This window comes from Microtetraspora fusca (assembly GCF_001570365.1).
In the GTDB taxonomy this organism is placed as follows: Bacteria; Actinomycetota; Actinomycetes; order Streptosporangiales; family Streptosporangiaceae; genus Microtetraspora; species Microtetraspora fusca.
In genome coordinates this window covers 1-16,151 of record NZ_BBYK01000073.1, presented here as the reverse complement: position 1 = coordinate 16,151, position 16,151 = coordinate 1, and the positions used below count along the sequence as shown (strand labels likewise).

Annotated in this window: 14 protein-coding genes; 9 read left to right on the top strand and 5 right to left on the bottom strand. The window is 69.7% G+C overall.

What is annotated here, in order from left to right; genetic code table 11:
• Nucleotides 1-43: 43 nt before the first annotated feature.
• The 3 genes from AWQ68_RS34450 to AWQ68_RS34440 form a co-directional block, all read right to left on the bottom strand.
• Nucleotides 44-736: an alpha/beta fold hydrolase gene (locus tag AWQ68_RS34450; protein ID WP_066948995.1), complete on the bottom strand. Its 693-nt coding sequence runs from the start codon at nucleotides 734-736 to the stop codon at nucleotides 44-46.
• A 132-nt stretch (nucleotides 737-868) separates the two neighbouring features.
• A complete protein-coding gene (gene surE / locus AWQ68_RS34445; RefSeq protein WP_169809042.1) occupies nucleotides 869-1,774 on the bottom strand; it encodes a 5'/3'-nucleotidase SurE in 906 nt (301 codons plus the stop codon).
• A 132-nt stretch (nucleotides 1,775-1,906) separates the two neighbouring features.
• Nucleotides 1,907-2,542, bottom strand: a complete 636-nt coding sequence (locus AWQ68_RS34440) for a TetR/AcrR family transcriptional regulator (protein WP_066948992.1) — start codon at nucleotides 2,540-2,542, stop codon at nucleotides 1,907-1,909.
• 301 nt (nucleotides 2,543-2,843) lie between these two features.
• Between AWQ68_RS34440 and AWQ68_RS34435 the strand changes: the two genes are divergently transcribed.
• From AWQ68_RS34435 to AWQ68_RS34405, 7 genes are all read left to right on the top strand, one after another.
• Complete coding sequence (locus AWQ68_RS34435) at nucleotides 2,844-3,773, top strand: ABC transporter permease (protein ID WP_245656390.1); 930 nt, start codon at nucleotides 2,844-2,846, stop codon at nucleotides 3,771-3,773.
• Nucleotides 3,770-4,636, top strand: a complete 867-nt coding sequence (locus tag AWQ68_RS34430) for an ABC transporter permease (RefSeq protein ID WP_066948989.1) — start codon at nucleotides 3,770-3,772, stop codon at nucleotides 4,634-4,636. The genes AWQ68_RS34435 and AWQ68_RS34430 overlap by 4 nt, the downstream gene beginning before the upstream one ends.
• Nucleotides 4,633-5,631: an ABC transporter ATP-binding protein gene (locus AWQ68_RS34425; RefSeq protein ID WP_066948987.1), complete on the top strand. Its 999-nt coding sequence runs from the start codon at nucleotides 4,633-4,635 to the stop codon at nucleotides 5,629-5,631. The genes AWQ68_RS34430 and AWQ68_RS34425 overlap by 4 nt, the downstream gene beginning before the upstream one ends.
• Nucleotides 5,628-6,515 carry an ABC transporter ATP-binding protein gene (locus AWQ68_RS34420; RefSeq protein ID WP_066948985.1) on the top strand — a complete coding sequence of 296 codons (888 nt, stop codon included), beginning with the start codon at nucleotides 5,628-5,630 and terminating at the stop codon, nucleotides 6,513-6,515. The genes AWQ68_RS34425 and AWQ68_RS34420 overlap by 4 nt, the downstream gene beginning before the upstream one ends.
• Entirely contained in the window at nucleotides 6,512-8,197 is a 1,686-nt protein-coding gene (locus tag AWQ68_RS34415) for an ABC transporter substrate-binding protein (RefSeq protein ID WP_066948982.1), read from the top strand. Before AWQ68_RS34420 ends, AWQ68_RS34415 begins: the two co-directional genes overlap by 4 nt.
• 135 nt (nucleotides 8,198-8,332) lie before the next feature.
• Complete coding sequence (locus AWQ68_RS34410) at nucleotides 8,333-10,024, top strand: CocE/NonD family hydrolase (protein ID WP_066948980.1); 1,692 nt, start codon at nucleotides 8,333-8,335, stop codon at nucleotides 10,022-10,024.
• A 61-nt stretch (nucleotides 10,025-10,085) separates the two neighbouring features.
• Entirely contained in the window at nucleotides 10,086-11,558 is a 1,473-nt protein-coding gene (locus AWQ68_RS34405; protein WP_066948978.1) for an amidase, read from the top strand.
• A gap of 327 nt (nucleotides 11,559-11,885) precedes the next feature.
• Here AWQ68_RS34405 and AWQ68_RS34400 read toward each other — a convergent pair whose 3' ends face one another.
• Nucleotides 11,886-12,563 (bottom strand): winged helix-turn-helix transcriptional regulator, encoded by a 678-nt coding sequence (locus AWQ68_RS34400; RefSeq protein ID WP_066948977.1) that lies wholly within the window; start codon nucleotides 12,561-12,563, stop codon nucleotides 11,886-11,888.
• A gap of 86 nt (nucleotides 12,564-12,649) precedes the next feature.
• On the opposite strand from AWQ68_RS34400, the gene AWQ68_RS34395 reads away from it, so the two are divergent.
• Together AWQ68_RS34395 and AWQ68_RS44035 are read left to right on the top strand one after the other, a co-directional pair.
• Nucleotides 12,650-13,492: a class I SAM-dependent methyltransferase gene (locus tag AWQ68_RS34395; protein WP_066948976.1), complete on the top strand. Its 843-nt coding sequence runs from the start codon at nucleotides 12,650-12,652 to the stop codon at nucleotides 13,490-13,492.
• Between the two features lie 330 nt (nucleotides 13,493-13,822).
• Nucleotides 13,823-15,004: an endonuclease/exonuclease/phosphatase family protein gene (locus tag AWQ68_RS44035; RefSeq protein ID WP_218007160.1), complete on the top strand. Its 1,182-nt coding sequence runs from the start codon at nucleotides 13,823-13,825 to the stop codon at nucleotides 15,002-15,004.
• Here AWQ68_RS44035 and AWQ68_RS34385 read toward each other — a convergent pair.
• The gene (locus AWQ68_RS34385; protein ID WP_066948972.1) at nucleotides 14,965-15,771 is read right to left on the bottom strand and encodes a hypothetical protein; all 807 of its coding nucleotides are present in this window, start codon (nucleotides 15,769-15,771) and stop codon (nucleotides 14,965-14,967) included. The genes AWQ68_RS44035 and AWQ68_RS34385 overlap by 40 nt on opposite strands.
• Between the last annotated feature and the right edge of the window lie 380 nt (nucleotides 15,772-16,151).

Here is a 16,151-nt window from a genome sequence, read left to right as displayed (position 1 = left end):
GGGCGCGCCGGCTCGCCTCGTACGGGGGCCGTGCCGGGACGGTCTAGACCCAGCCGTCGAGACCTGCCATGAAGTCCTCGAAGAGGTGGCGGTGGATCGTGTGCTCGGCGCCCTTCACGACCCGAACGTCGAAGCCCTTGGCGACGAGGGCGTCGGCGGCCTCCGGGGGGACGAGGTCGCTCGGGTCGGCGAGCTGGACCAGGGACGGCACCACGGGCTGCGGCGTGAAGTCGGTGCCGGCGAACGAGTCGAGCGCGAGCGCAGTGGCCGGATCCCACCTCGCCAGCATCTCGACCTCGAGGGCGCACTCCTCGACGGACCAGCCCGGGTGAAATTGCCGCACCATGTCCACGGTCTGGTCCTTGGCCGCGGCCAGCATCGCGCCGAGATCCACGTCGTCCCTCTTCGGGAGCCGGAACCCGGGATCGGAGTAGATCGCCCGGCCCGGCCGGAGCCGTTCGACGGCGACCGCCAGGGTGAGTCCGCCGAGTGAGTGGCCGATGGCCACATCGGGCTCGGCGGGGACCGACTCCAGCACGCTCGACGCGTACAGCTCCGGGGTGTACTCCTGGGCGCGGGGGCTGAGCCCGTGGCCGGGTAGGTCGACGGCGACGACCCGGTATCCGCGTTCGGCCAGCGCCGGGCCGACCCGCCACCAGCAGCGGGAGTCGGCCATGATTCCGTGGATCAGCACGGCGACCCGGTCGCCCGAGCCCCATTCACGGGTGTGCAACATCCGATCACCTCACAGTTGTGTCGAGAATCGCGGTCCGAGAAACGCTCCGGGAAACGTGCGGGACACGGCGAACCATTGGCGGGGAGGAGATTCGCCGCTCCCGCCGCGCCTCCCGCGGAACGTCGTAGCGGGTCAGCGCAGGCCGCCGAGGCGTGCGGTGGTCGCGCCGTAGGTCGCCGGGCCGGCCGTCCAGTCGGCGTCGATCGGGGTGATGCTGACCTCGCCCCTGGCGAGGGCGGCAAGGTCGCTCCATGCCTCGCCCTCGGTGTCGGCGTAGGAGACCTTCATCGTGAAGGTGTCGCCGCCGCTCGGCTCGTAGATCACGCCGAACAGCTCCTCACGGCTCTGCCGGGTGAACGCGACGCCGGTCGGCGCGGCGAGACCGGGACGCGTCGGATAGTTGACGTTCAGACCGGCGTGCCTGGGCAGCAGGCGCCCGCCGCGCGCCGTGTGCTGAAGCCGCGCGACCAGCCGGGTGACGAAGTCCGCGGTGGCCGGCATGTTGGCGATCGTGTTCCGCATGTCGTCGAAGTCGAATTCGGTGCTCACCGCGATGGCCGGCACGCCGAGGTCGATGGCCGTGACGGCGGCGCCTACGGTGCCGGAGTTGTCGACGATGCCGCCGACGTTCTGCCCGAGGTTGGTGCCGGAGACGACCAGGTCGACCTTGCCGCCCGCGAGGACGTGGCCGAGGCCGAACAGGACCGAGTCGGCCGGGGTGCCGTCCACGGCCCAGACCTTGTCGGACACCTTCTTGGCGGTGACCTGGTGGCCGTCCTCGACGGTGCGCTTGGCGCTCGCGCCGCTCTGGTTGGCGGCCGGGGCCACGATGGTGACGTCGTGTCCTGCGGCGGTGAGCTTGTCGAAGACGGCCTTGATGCCCGGAGCGCTGTAGCCGTCGTCGTTGCTGAGCAGGATGGTCAGCGGCCTGGCGGAGTCGGGGCGCGGGGCGGCGGCGACAGCGGAGGCGGTGGGGAGCGCGGCCGTGGTCATGACCACGGTGGCGAGGAAGGCGGCGCATCGGCGGTTCGGCTTCATAGGGGGCTCCGAATCTCGCGAGAGGTATCGCTGACGAGGAGCATGCGCCATCAGACCGAGTACTCGGTAGATCTTGTTATCGGGTCGTTATATATCTCGCGCCGGGCCGTGATCCGCTGTGGGGTGTTCCGGCTACCGCCCCGTTCCTCCGTCCGTCTCGGCGGAGGTCTCGTCTGCGCCGGTCGTGCGCGTTCCCAGCCCGGCGATGAACACATCGGTCAGCCGGGAGACGGCCGCGCCGACCCGCTCGTCCGTCCACAGTTCCGGGTCCTCCGTGCTGGCGAAATAGAAGCCGCGAAGCATCAGATAGAGAACGTCGGCCGCGAAGTCGGCGTCAGGCGCGCCCGCCTCGGCCACGGCGGCACGCAGCATCCGGTGATGCTCCACGGCGTCCTGGCGGAGCAGTTCGAAGGCCGCACTTCGCGACTCGGCCTTGGCGGCGACGTCGAGCCATATCTGCCGCACGGCGCGGTCGTGGCCGACGGTGCCCGCCGACCATTCCATGTAGGCGCGCAGGCGCTGCGCCCCCTCGTGCGGATTGACGTGGCTGTCCAGGTCCTCCCGCCATCCGCGTTGCGCGTGGCGGATGGCGTTGACCAGAAGGTCGGAGCGGGTCGCGAGGTAATTGGTGACCACGGCGGTCGAGCCCCCGAGCTCGGCCGCGACCGCCCGGATGGTGATCGCCGCCGGCCCCTCGCGCTCGGCCACGCGCAGCGTGGCCTCGGCGATCTGCTCAAGACGCTCGGCGATGTCGATCTCGATGGGCATTGGCTGACCTCGAATCCTTCACTGCTGCTGAGTTCTCCGGCTGTCGCGGCGCGACGACGACGCCCGCGTGCGCGGGGGAACCGCCCCCGAGATGTCGCGGGAAACCGGTTCTTGACGCCTGTCTCGCAGAGCATATAGCTTCCTGCAACAACGTCATACAACGCTGTCATACAACAGCGTTGCATCTACTCGCCCGTCGTCTTCCGTGAGATCCGCACCGGTGTCCGGCCCGCGCGATTTCACCTGCACAGAGGGGAGTGTCGTCATCACTTCCAGGGCAGCGTCGCGCACACGATCATTAGTGGGGCGACTCACCGCACTTCTCACCACACTGGTCGTGGCCAGCGTGGTCATCTACGGCGCCATGTTCGTCGTGCCCGGCGATCCGGCGTCGTTGCTCGTCGGGGGAAGCAAACCGAACCCCGAGGCGCTGGCGGCGATACGCCGCCAGTTCCACCTCGACGAACCGTTCTGGCAGAGCTATCTCCGATGGCTCGGCGGGGCCGTTCGCGGCGACTTCGGGACGTCACTCGTCTACCGCAGCCCGGTCGCCGACCTCATCGCCGCCCGAGCGCTGACCACGCTTCTCCTCGTCGCGTACGCGGCGATCGTGATCATTGTCGCGGGAGTGGGGCTCGGCCTCCTCGCGGGCTGGAAGGAGAGGCGCGCCGGCGCCGTCATCACGGTCGCCACGACGGTGATGATGGGCGCGCCCACGTTCGTGATGGCCGTCGTCTTCGTCGCGGTCTTCGCCACGGGACTCGGCTGGTTCCCCGTCTTCGGCGCGGGAAGCGGCCTGGCCGACCGGTTGTGGCATCTGACCCTGCCCGCCTTCGCGTTGGCGTTCTCGTGGATCGCCTACGTGGCCCAGATGACGCGGGCCTCCGTCCGCGAAGAGCTGCGTTCAGAGCACGTCGACACCGCTCGCGGTCGCGGTGTCCCGGAGCGGTCGATCCTGCGTCGCCATGTCCTGCGCAACGCGTCGGGGCCGATCCTCACGGTCAGCGGCCTGACGGTCGCCGGACTCTTCGCCGGCACGGCGGTGGCGGAGCAGGCGTTCGGCATCAACGGAGTCGGAGCGCTTCTCGTGCAAAGTGCCGCCAAGCAGGACCTCGCGATCGTGCAGGCGATCTCGCTGGTGCTCGTCGTCGCGTTCGTGATGGTCAACATGCTGGTCGACGTGGCCAACGCGTTGCTGGACCCGCGGGCCACGAGGAGGACGGCCGGATGAGCGTCCTCCAGCTGGCCGCCGCGCCGGGCTCCCCCGAGATCACCTCACGGGCCTACCGGTTCGGCGCCCTCACCGCCGTGGCGTGCGCCGTCGTGACGCTGCTCACCCTCGCCGCCGTCTTCGCGCCGGCCGTCGCGCCGTACGACCCGACGCAGGTCGACCCGTCCGCGGTCTACCAGGGGCCGGGCGGCGCCCATCTGCTCGGCACGGACGACGTGGGACGGGACATCCTGTCCCGGCTGCTGTACGGCGCGCGGGCGAGTCTCCTGGGTCCGGCGATCGTCGTTGTCGTCGCGGCCGTCGTCGGCACCCTCGTCGCCGTCTCCGCCGCGTGGATCGGCGGACGGTTCGACGCGTTCGTCTCGCGAGGTCTGGACGTGATCTTCGCGTTCCCCGGCCTCGTTCTCGCGATCGTCGCGGTGGCGGTCATCGGGCCCGGCCTGATGGCCCCGGCCGCCGCCCTGTCGATCTCCTACGTCCCCTACATCGCCCGGGTGCTGCGGACCGCCGCGATCCGCCAGCGCAACCTTCCCTACATCGCCGCGCTGGAGGTCCAGGGGTTCGGCGCCGCCGCGATCTGTGCCCGGCATCTGGTCCCCAACCTGCTGCCGCTGCTGATCGTGCAGGCGACCGTGGCCTTCGGGTACGCGCTGCTCGACCTGTCGGCCGTCTCCTTCCTCGGGCTGGGCACCCAGCCTCCCGCCCCCGAGTGGGGACTGATGGTGGCGAACGGCCAGCCGTCGATCGTCGCAGGCCACCTGGAACAGTCCTTGTCCGCCGGGCTCACCATCGTCATCGCCGTTGTGGCCTTCAACCTGCTCGGCCAGGGGCTGTCCAGGGTGTTCCTGGGAGAGGACCGATGAGCGCCCTGCTGTCGATCGACCGGCTCCGCGTCGAGCTCCCCGCCAAGAAGGGCTCGCGGACCGTCATCCACGACGTGTCCCTCGACGTCCGGGCGGGCGAGGCGGTCGCCCTGGTCGGCGAGTCCGGGTCGGGAAAATCCATGACCACGCGGGCGGTGATGCGACTGCTCCCCGAGGGGGCGCGGCTCTCCGGCGAGATACGGTTCGACGGCGTTTCGATCCCCGGCATGGACCGACGGGCGCTGCGCCGGTGGCGGGCGACACGGGTGGGCATGGTCTTCCAGGATCCCCGGGCGCACATCAACCCCGTACGGAGGATCGGGGACTTCCTGATGGAAGGCGTACGCCTCGACGGGCGGCTCTCGGCCGGGCAGGCCCGGGAGCGGGTCTCCCGCCTGATGCGCGCCGTGGGCGTCGCCGACGTCGATCGGCGGCTGAGCCAGTACCCGCACGAGCTCTCCGGCGGGCTGCTGCAGCGAGTGATGATCGCCGCCGCGCTCGCCACCGAGCCGGACCTGCTCCTGGCCGACGAGCCGACGACCGCCCTCGACGTCACGACGCAGGAGGAGGTCGTGGCGATCATCGACGGGCTCCGCCGCGAGAGAGGCCTCGCCATGCTCTTCATCACGCACGACCTCGACCTCGCGGCCGCGGTCTGCGACCGGATCGCCGTCATGTACGCCGGATCGATCGTGGAGGAGCGGCCGGCCGGCGCGCTCACTCCGGACGCGTCGCACCCCTACACCAGGGGACTGCTGGCCGCGCGCCCCGAGATCGGGCGCCGCGAGCCCCGCCTCCGGACCATCGAGGGCCGGCCGATATCGGCGTTCGAGGTCGGCGACGGTTGCGCGTTCGCCACACGCTGCCCGATGGTGCGCGACCTGTGCCGGCGGGAACGTCCCGCGCCCGTCCACGTCACTGGAGGGCGGGTCGCCTGCCACTTCGCGGGGGAGGCCGAACCCCAGGCCGTGGTCGGGGACGGAGCCGCCCGATGAACCACCCCGCCCTCGAGGTCCGCGACCTGCGCAAGGTGTATCCCGTCGCCGTCACGGAGGATTGTCCCGACGGCGAGTTCACGGCCCTGTATCGCGAGAGCTTCACCCTCGCGCCCGGCGGTTCCCTGGCCGTCGTGGGCGAGTCCGGCTCCGGCAAGACCACCTGTGCCCGCCTCATCGTGGGACTCGAACGCGCCACGTCGGGCGCCGTCCTCGTCGACGGGGTGGAACGGGGCCGCGGGCGTACGAGCTCCGCACGTCGCCGGCGGCGGGGGCGCGAGGTGCAGATCGTCTTCCAGGACCCCTACTCGTCGTTGGACCCCCGCCAGCGTGTCCGCGACTGTCTCGCCGAGGTGCTCACGCTGCACTTCGACATGGACGCACGGCAGCGCGACGGCCGGGTCGCCGAACTGATCGATCAGGTCGGCCTCGACGAACGGCAGGCCGGGGCCCTGCCCCGCGCGCTGTCGGGCGGACAGCGCCAGCGGGTCGCCATCGCCCGTGCCCTCGCCGCCGAGCCGAAGGTCCTGATCCTGGACGAGGCCGTCGCCGCGCTCGACGTGTCCATCCAGGCCCAGGTCCTCAACGTGCTCGCCGACGTCCGCGAGGCCACCGGCGTCGCGTACCTGTTCATCACGCACGATCTGGCCGTCGTCCAGCAGGTCTGCGACGACGTCGTGGTCATGCGTTCGGGCCGCATCGTTGAGCGCGGGCCGGTCGCGGACGTGCTGGAGCGGGCGGCTCATCCGTACACGCGGCGGCTTCTCGCATCGGTGCCGCGTCCGGGGTGGACTCCGCGACGCCGTACGACCGAGGGGCGACCGCCGGTCCCGTCCGGTCACCCCCTGCCCCCCGTATCCGAGACGAAGGAGCCCCTCCCATGAGGGTCCGAACCCATCCTCGACGTCGTACCGCGTTCACGACCGGGCGCCCGCTCCTCGCGCTGGCCGCCGGCGTCGCGGCGTCGGCACTGGCCGCCGCATGCGCGGCCAAACCGGTCGCACAGGCGTCCCACGACGACCTGGAGAAGTCGGTGACGTACACGACGCCGCCGGGCAACGGGCGACTGGAGCGGTTGACGTGGGCGCTGCCCAACGGTGAGCCGACGTCGCTCGACCCCGCGTTGACCGGCGACTATCCGGGAAGCACCGTCGAAGGAAACCTCTGCGAGGGCCTGGTACGGATGAACGCCGACTTCTCGATCGAGCCGGGCCTGGCGGAGAGGATCACCCGCCCCGACGACCGGACGATCGTCTACGACCTGCGGCCGGGCGTGACATTCACCAACGGCGACCCGCTCACACCGGAGGACGTCGTCTACAGCCTGGAACGGCACACCAGGGACAAGAAGCTCGGCTCCTTCTGGTCGTCGACCTACGACGCGGTGACCTCCATCAAGAAGACGGGACCGACGCAGGTCACCGTCCGCTTCTCGCGGCCGAGCGCGATCTTCGAGCAGTCGATGGCCACAGCGGCGGGGCTGATCTCCCAGAAGTCCTACGTCGAGAAGGCGGGCGCCGCCTACGGAACGCCCAAGGGGGGTGTGATGTGCACCGGCCCCTTCGCGCTGGAGAAGTGGGCGCCCGGAGCGGAGATCGCGCTCACCCGCAACGACCGCTACTGGGACAGAACCCGGGCGGCCAAGGCCGGGAAGGTCGTCTTCACCTTCATCAGCGACTCGAGCACGCTGACGAGCGCGCTGCTCGCCGGAGAGGTCGACGGAACGTACGGCCCGCCGAGCACGAGCTATCCCGTGCTCTCCGGCTCCGGCTCGGGCACGCTGTACCTCGGGCCGAGCACCCAGATGGTGGAACTCCTTCCCGCCCAGAAGACGGGCCCGATGGCCGACGCGCGGGTGAGGAAGGCGCTTGATCTGGCCATCGACAAGACCGCTCTGGTCGCGAACGTGTTCGGTCCGGCCGCGGAGCCCCTGAACACCATGATCCCGCCGGGCATGTGGGGAACCGGCCCCACCCGGAAGACCTTCGAAGACGCGTACGCGAAGCTGGAGGACACCGCGAAGCCCGACCTGGAGAAGGCCCGGGCGCTCGTCGCCGAGGCCGGCCCGCCGAACCGCGCGTTCACGGCGGCGATGCCCGCCGGCGACCAGACCGCGTTGCAGATCCTCACGTTCGTCCAGGCGTCCGCCAAGGACATCGGGCTCACCATGACGATCCGGCAGGTCCAGCCGACGGAATTCTCCGACCTCTTCTACAACCCCGAGCGCCGCAAGGAGGTCGACCTCGTCTACGCCGTGGGCTACAGCGAGTTCGCCAACCCGATCTCCTACCCGGACAACTACGTCCGGCCCGACGGCCTGTTCAACTGGACGGGGTACGACGACCCCGAAGTCCGCCGGCTGATGGACAAGGGACTGCACACGGCCGACGCCCGAAAGTCGGCCGAACTCTTCGTCGAAGCCCAAGTCCGCTACACACCGGAACGCCTCGTCATCCCGCTCGCCGCTCCGTACCAGCAGCTCTACATGAACAAGCGCGTCACCGGCGCGCCGGCGTCGTTCGCGTACCTGCAGATGCCCTGGGCTGCCTTGATCGGCGCCGTCTAGCCCCCGGCTCGCGCCACTCGGCCCCGCCTCCCGACCGCGGACGCATCGCGGCGCCGGTCACGTCACTGCCGGCGCCGGGTGTCGCCATGCCACTTTCTTCCCCTTTCCCCTATATGAGGAGATTCGGTTCTGCCCATGAGCACCACTTCCACCGGTCCTTCCACCGGCCCGCGCTGGAGCAGCACCCCGGCGCCGATCGACACGCGCGCCGACGCCACGATGCTGCGCCTGCGTGACGGCGTGCGCCTGGCCACGGACGTCTACCTGCCCGAGTCCGGCCGGCGGGACCTGCCGACCGTGCTGGTGCGGCTGCCGTACGACAAGTGCGGGCGCTACACCTTCATGCCGGCGGTCGCCGCCTATCTCAACGCCCACGGTTTCGCGGTCGTGGTCCAGGACGTCCGCGGAAAGTTCCGGTCCGAGGGCGAGCGCTTCCCCTTCGTCAACGAGGCCGCGGACGGTCACCAGACGATCGACTGGATCGTCGCGCAGCCGTGGAGCGACGGCACGGTAGGCATGCTGGGCGACTCCTACTACGGCTTCACCCAGTGGGCCGCGGTGGCGAGCGCCCACCCCGCGTTGCGCGCGATCGTGCCTCGCGTCACCGGCTCGCAATTCATGGACATGTTCTCGCCCGGCGTCGTGCCCAAGCTTCCGCTCTACGAGTGGGTCCTGCACACGTTCACGTCGTCCGGCATGCTCGACGGGGCCGTCCTGCCAACCGAACCGCTGGCCGGGCTCGACTCGCTCCCCGAGTACGCGACCCACATGGCCACGTTGCTCGGCGATCTCGTCCGCGCCTGCGGCGACGGCACGCTGCTGCGGCGCTCGTTTCCCGCCGGACCGCCCGCGCCGGCCATGAAGCTGCCCGCGCTCCACATGGGCGGCTGGTGGGACAACCTCCAGCGAAGCCAGCTCGACGACTGGCGCCGGGCCGGCGCGTCCCCGGCGGCGGCGCACCAGTTCCTCCGGATGAACGCGACGGATCACGAGGACCTGGAACTGCGCGAGGACGGCGTCCCGGTCGACGACCACGAGACCGACGACGACGCGCTGGTGCGCTACCTGCCCAGGATGCTGGACGAGCCCATCCGGTTCCTCGACCATTACCTGTCCGGCCGTGCGGGCCGGTGGCAGGCTCCCCGGGTCCGTTACCGGGTCGCGAACTCCGGATGGCAGATCGCCGACCGCTGGCCGGCCGGGGACGTCGACCTGGTCGAGCTGCACCTGACGGAAGGGGAACGGGCGCTGTCCGGGGCGGACGGCGGCGCGCTGCGCCCGCGCGCGGAGGGCACGGGCACGAGCGTCTCGTGGACACACGACCCGCTGAGACCGGTTCCCTACCTGGTCGCCGTGGAGTGGAGCCAGCTCTCCGGGCTTCCGGACGAGCAGGTCGTCCATGTGCGCGACGACGTGGCGACCTTCACCGGAGAGTCGCAGGACACGCCGTTCGACATCGTGGGGCCGGTGGAGGTCGCGTTGACGGTGGACGCCGACGCGCCGTCCACCCACGTGATCGTCCGGCTGCTCGACGTCTATCCCTCCGGACGGGCGCGCATGGTGCTGGAGGGAGCGGAGATCGCGTCCACCGTGGCCGGTCCGGCCCGGGTACGCGTACGCCTCGGCGACACCGCCTACCGGGTCCGCCCCGGGCACCGCCTGCGCCTGGCGATCAGCAGTTCGTGCTTCCCGCTCTATCTCGTACATCCGGGCAACGACGAGGATCCCTGGCACGCGTCGTCGTCCCGGGCGGCACGGCAGACGCTGCGCGTCGGCGGATCGGACGGCGCGGTCCTCCGCCTCCCGGTCAGAAAGCGGCTCGGATGATCCACCCCGCCGGTCCTCACCAGATCCCTTCACCCCACGACGCGACAAGGAGTGTGGCCCCGTGACCGATCTCCCCTACCTGCCCGCGACCGAGGCCCTGCGGCTGTTCCGGTCCCGCGAGCTGTCCCCCGTCGAGCTGATGACCGCCGTCATCGAACGGGCAGAGGCCGTCGAACCCCAGGTCAACGCGCTCAGCGAGCGCATCTTCGAGGAGGCGCTCCTCCAGGCGAAGCAGGCCGAGCGCGCCTACCGCGACGGCTCGCCGCGCCCGCTGGAAGGGCTCCCTGTGGCGGCGAAGGACGAGCAGCCGATCGCCGGACGGCCGGCCAGAAGCGGCTCGCTCGCGTACGCGGACCATGTGGCCGAGGTGACCCACCCGGTCGTCGAGCGCATCGTCGCCGCCGGCGGCATCATCCACGCCCGCACCACGACGCCAGAGTTCTGCTGCGCGGCCTTCACGCACTCGAAGCTGTGGGGCCTCACCCGCAACCCGTGGAACCCCGACTACTCCCCCGGCGGCTCGTCGGGCGGCTCAGGAGCGGCGCTCGCCTCGGGCACCGCCGCGCTGGCGACCGGATCCGACATCGGCGGCTCGATCCGTATCCCCGCCGCCAATACCGGCACCGTGGGTTACAAGCCGCCGTACGGCCGGGTGCCCGTCATGCCGCCGTTCAACCTCGACCACTACTGCCATGAGGGCTCGATGGCCCGCACGGTGGCGGACTGCGCGCTGCTGCAGAACGTCATCGCCGGCCCGCACCCGCACGACGTGGTCTCGCTCCGCCCCGCCGTCCAGATCCCCGACCGGCTGGGCAACGTGACCGGGCTGCGCATCGCGTACGCGCCCAACCTGGGCGACTGGGAGATCGAGCCGGAGATCGCGGCCAACACCAGGGCCGTAGCAGACGCGCTGCGCGAGGCCGGAGCGACCGTCGAGGAGGTCGAGGTCGGGCTGCGCCGCGCCGACGTCATGCGCGCCACGTTCACCCACTTCGGCGCCATCTTCGGCCCCTCGGTCGGCCAGGTCGCCGCCGAGCACGGCGACACACTCACCCGATACGCGCTGGACTTCGCCGCGTACTCCCGTGCCGTTTCGGAGGAGACCGGCGGCTTCCTGGCCGGCCTTGAGCTGGAGGCGGCGATCTACGCGCCCATCGGCGAGTTGCTCGACCGCTACGACGCGCTGATCTGCCCGACCACCGGCGCGCCCGGCCTGCGCGCGGGCGAGGAGTACGTCGACACCAAACTCACCGTGAACGGCGTCGAGCTCGACCACTACATGGAATATGTGCTGACGACTGTCTTCAACATCGCCAGCCGCTGCCCGGTGCTCAACGTGCCCTCCGGACGCGCCTCCAACGGCGTACCGACCGGGGTTCAGATCGTCGGCCGCAGCTATGACGACGCCACCGTCTTCCACATCGGCGCCGCCGTCGAGCGCGTCCGTCCGTGGGCGTTCCGCCCCGATGTCGGTGATAGCCGTCGCGGTCGGGTTCCAGCTCAACCAGATTGCGACCTCACCATCGCGTTCTAACTTCACCACCCCGGGGGGTGACGTCCCCTCGGGGTGGTGTGACTCCAAGCTGATGAAGCAAGCCCGGGACATGGGACGAGCCATCGCGATAGGTCAGCGAGCTCCCACCCGTGGAGGAGATCCTCCTGGATGCGGCCGATGACATCACTGCCTTCGCCGACTGCCCCTCCCCGCGTTGTAAGAAGATCTGGTCGACCAACCCTTGGAGCGGCTGATCGGTTGGAGTTACACCACCTCCGTGGACGCAACCGGGACGGCAAGTGCGCGGGGGTAAGCGGAGTGCTGGCCGCGTCACTCGTCCGCGGGGGTGTTTGGGCCCCGCTTCGATCAGGTGGGTCGAGGCACTGAGGCGAACTCGGAGAGTGTGAACCAACGGGGCAGTTGCCGACGGAACGCCTCGGGGCCATGCACGTCGACCACGCCGGAACGCAGGGCGTCGCGCCAGCTCAGATCGCCGCGCCAGACCCCGACCATGTGGCGCAGGCCGGCGGTCACCGTGACCGCCACGGTATAGCCGGGGTCCACGTCACAGACGTCGGCTTCGCCGGGTGTGATCACCAGCCACCAGTCGCGGGCCCGCGGGTGCACGTCCGGGAAGCTGAACAGCACCACGGTCCGGCCGACCGGGACGACGGCATGGTCGACGCGCCGGCGCATGTCCCACAGCAGCAGTTTCGGGTCCAGGTCCATATCGCCGAGATCGCCGATCCAACGGGTGCCCCAGACGCCGAGCGCCTCGATGACCGGCCGCAGCTCCTCGCCGGCCGAGGTAAGGACGTACCGTACCTCGTTGCCGTCCGCCGCTCTCTCCACGACGCCGGCGCGCACCAGTTGCTGCATCCGCTTGGACAGCAGCGAGGGGGACATTCTCGGCACACCACGGCGCAGCTCGTTGAAATGCTGGCTCCCGGACAGCAGTTCCCGCACAACCAGCAGCGTCCAGCGCTCGTCGAGCATCTCCATCGCCTTTGCGACAGGGCAGAACTGGTAGTAGGAGGAGCCCATGGATTGCAGCGTAAGCCCCGCCCCCGGCGCCTTCCAGTACAGATGTTGTACTAGGAGGCGATTTCGCCGGAACCTAGCCTCGTTTCATGAGCAATTTGATCAGCGCGGCGGAGACCGACCGCGCCTTGAAGACGAGGCACCGGGCGATGTGGGCGCTGGGTGACTACCCGGCCGTGGCCTCGGAGATCATCCCTGACCTGGGCGCGACCCTGGTGCAGGCATGCGATGTACGGCCCGGCGACCGGGTGCTGGACATCGCGGCCGGAACGGGCAACGCCGCGATCCCGGCGGCCCTGGCCGGCGCGAAGGTCGTCGCCTGCGACCTGACGCCGGAACTGCTGGAGGCCGGACGCCGATCATCGGCTGAGCACGGCGTGGAGCTGGAGTGGCGCCAGGCCGACGCCGAGGCGCTGCCGTTCGCCAACGGTGAGTTCGACACCGTGCTCTCCTGCGTCGGGATCATGTTCGCGCCGCACCACCAGGCCGCCGCCGACGAGATGCTCCGCGTCTGCCGCCCAGGCGGCACAATCGGCCTGCTCAACTGGACGCCGGAGGGGTTCATCGGGCAGATGTTCGCGGCGATGAAACCCTACGCGTCCCCGCCGCCGCCCGGCACGCAGCCGCCGCCCCTGTGGGGGCGCCCGGAACACGTCCGCGCGCTCTTCGGCGACCAGATCACCGATGTCACGGCCGATCGGCGGACCGTGCGGATCGACAGGTTCATGACACCCGAGGCATTCCGCGACTACTTCAAATCCAACTACGGCCCGACCGTCGCCGCTTACCGCGCCATCGCGAACGATCCCGACCGTGTCACCGCCCTGGACCATGACCTGGCCGCCCTCGCCCATCGCCACACTCAGGACACCGGCACCACCTCCATGGCCTGGGAGTACCTGCTGCTCACCGCACGCAAGGCCGAGGGGTAGCCGAAGAGGCGCTCAGCTCGTCCCCAAGGTCACCGCGTGGGTTGATCAACAGCTCACGTTCACGCGCGTCGGCGACCAACTCCTCCACCGAGACACCACGAAGGCGGAGGACTCCGAGACTTGATGTTGAACCGGTCTTGTGGACATCACTATGTCCGGCGCGATATCAGTGTGTGACTTCGCTGTCGGGTCAGGCCGGCGTCGGCAGTGAGGTAAGGGAGGGTTGTGGCCGCCGAGGGGCGACGTCATCGCATCGACCGATGGCGCTGGGGCACGGACGCGAAAGGTCGCACGCGATGGACCCGGGGGCGGATCCTCGCGTCGTTTTCCGTGCTGGTCGCCGGGCTGCTGCTGTTCCACGCCGCCGTGCCGAACACCGTGGGCAACCTCGGTAGTCTCCTGGAGACCTTCCTCCCCTGGCTCGGCCTGGCCGTCCCTGCGCTGCTCTGCCTGGCGACGCTACGCCGCTCGGCCACCGCGACGGTGGCCGCTGCGCTGCTCGCGGCGGTCTGGATCGCCCTGTTCGGCAGGCTCGTGCTGCCCGCGGGCCGGGGAACGGCACATGACCTGATCGTGCTCCAGCACAACGTCAACGACGAGAACCCCGATCCCGCGGGCACCGCGCGGGCCCTGATCCGCGCGGGAGCCGACCTCGTCGCCCTCGAAGAACTGACGCCTGCCGCGCTCCCCGTGTACGAGGCCGCGCTCGCGGCCGGCTATCCGTACCGTGCCGTCGTGGGGACCGTCGGGCTCTGGTCCAAGTATCCCCTCGCCGATTCCCGGCCGGTGGACATCAGGCCGGACGGCGTCGGCGGCGACTGGAGCCGGGAGTTGCGGTCCACCGTACGGGTGCCCTCCGGCGACCTGGCCGTCTACGTCGCCCATCTTCCCTCGGTACGCATTCGACTGCCGGGCGGCTTCAGCTCCGGTTGGAGGGACGAGAGCGCCGTCGCCCTAGGCACGCGGACTGCTGATCCGGGGCTGGCCACGTGGGACGTCAGGGGACTGGGCGCCCGGGGCCTGTCCCGGAAGTTGAATAGCGGCCTTGTTGTGGCGTGCGGAGGCGTGGGGGCGTCGTGTACCTGTCACACTCGCGACACCAGCGGTCGGCGCAATCCGTCTTGTTGCCGCAAGGTGCGCCGTCGCCGCGGTAGCGACGGCAACGTTCCTGGCCGTAGGCGGTGTTCTCGTGGTTCATTGCGCAGACAGCCGCCAACCAAGAGCCCGGTGGCTCCTATGGGCAGCCCGGCCGACTCGCTGGCCGTCTCTCGCTCCACCGCTCAGACCCGTGCGGCCGCGTCATGCAGAGCCGTCCGACGCACGAGCGGTGGGCCCGCGGCATCGGCGGTGATGAGACCGCCTGGGCGGATCGCCGCAGCGAGGGAGGCCGAGTTCCCTTGCCCCGACTCTTTGAGCGACATAGCGTCTCTCGATGCGGGTTCAGCCCTACGGATCCTCTACGCAGGAGGGCGTCAAGGCAGCCGCGCCGCCTTGGCCCTGGCCAAATGCTGAGCCCGTGCATGCAGTTCGTCGCGCACAGGCGCTGGCGCACTGAACCCCTCCGCTTTTGTGATCAAGAATTCCCCGGCGAACTGCCTGCGAGCCGAGGCGGAGCTGATCTGCTGATACTGGGGGTTGGCCACCAGTTCGTCGGCGAGCTCGTCGAGCCGATCGGTGAGCTGCTTGTACTGCTGGCTGGCCAGCTCGTCGGCTCGATCACAGGCGTCGCGGATCACACTCCAGAAGCCCCAATCGTCGAGTTTCGGGACCACCAACCTGACGACGCGTTGCCGGGCGCTCCCCTTGGCAGCGCGGAACTCGGAGTTGGCCAGCAGCGTAGTGATGATCTGCTCTTGCTCTTCGTCACTGAACTGGTCGTCCTCATTGTTCGTGATAGAGGCGCTCCGCGACGATTGTTCGTCCGCAATGCTCTGCCACTCCAGGTACCAGTCCGCCTGGTGCGTCCAGAGGTGGACGATGCCGTTCGCCGCGAAAGCGACGTCGATCCGGCGGATCTGGCCCTTGCGTTGGACCAGGTGTCGAGGGGGTTCGGCGATCTCGTGCTCGTCGTCGACGGGGTCGAACGGTGCGGCGTGCAGGTATAGAAGGCCGCCGCCGTGCTCGTGCGCCATGGCCAGGAACCCGGGGAGGCCCATGGAGTCGGGCCCGAGGCAAACCTCGGGCCCGAGAGCGCCATCGGGGACGGCGGGCACCAGCATGAGAGCAGTCTTGGCGGCGTAGCCGGTAACCGAGGCGGCGAGTTCGGCGAGCTTGTCCACGAATGGCAGGGTAGCTGCCGTTGCATTTGTCGCCTGCCATTTGCCCCGAGAGGAAGAGGGGCGTCACCTGCGGTGCCTCAGTTTGAGTGGCAGGAGTTGAGTCACATGTCGCACCCCGACGTGGGGCAAATCGCCCTTGCCGGGCACGACGAGCGCAGCCTCGATATCGCCTGGTACGTCGTTGGCTGACAAGAGTTAGCGGATGTCTCTAGGTCAGATGGCAATGCCTCGGTTCAAGCGCCAAAGGACAACCATCATGGGATTGCATCGGCTGCAATACCAGGCCGTCTACTGGTGGCCTCCAATATTCACTCGGCCGGTTTTCCTCGATGCTCTCGGGTCAATCCCAGTAGTTGTACGACAGCTCGCCTAGGGTCGCG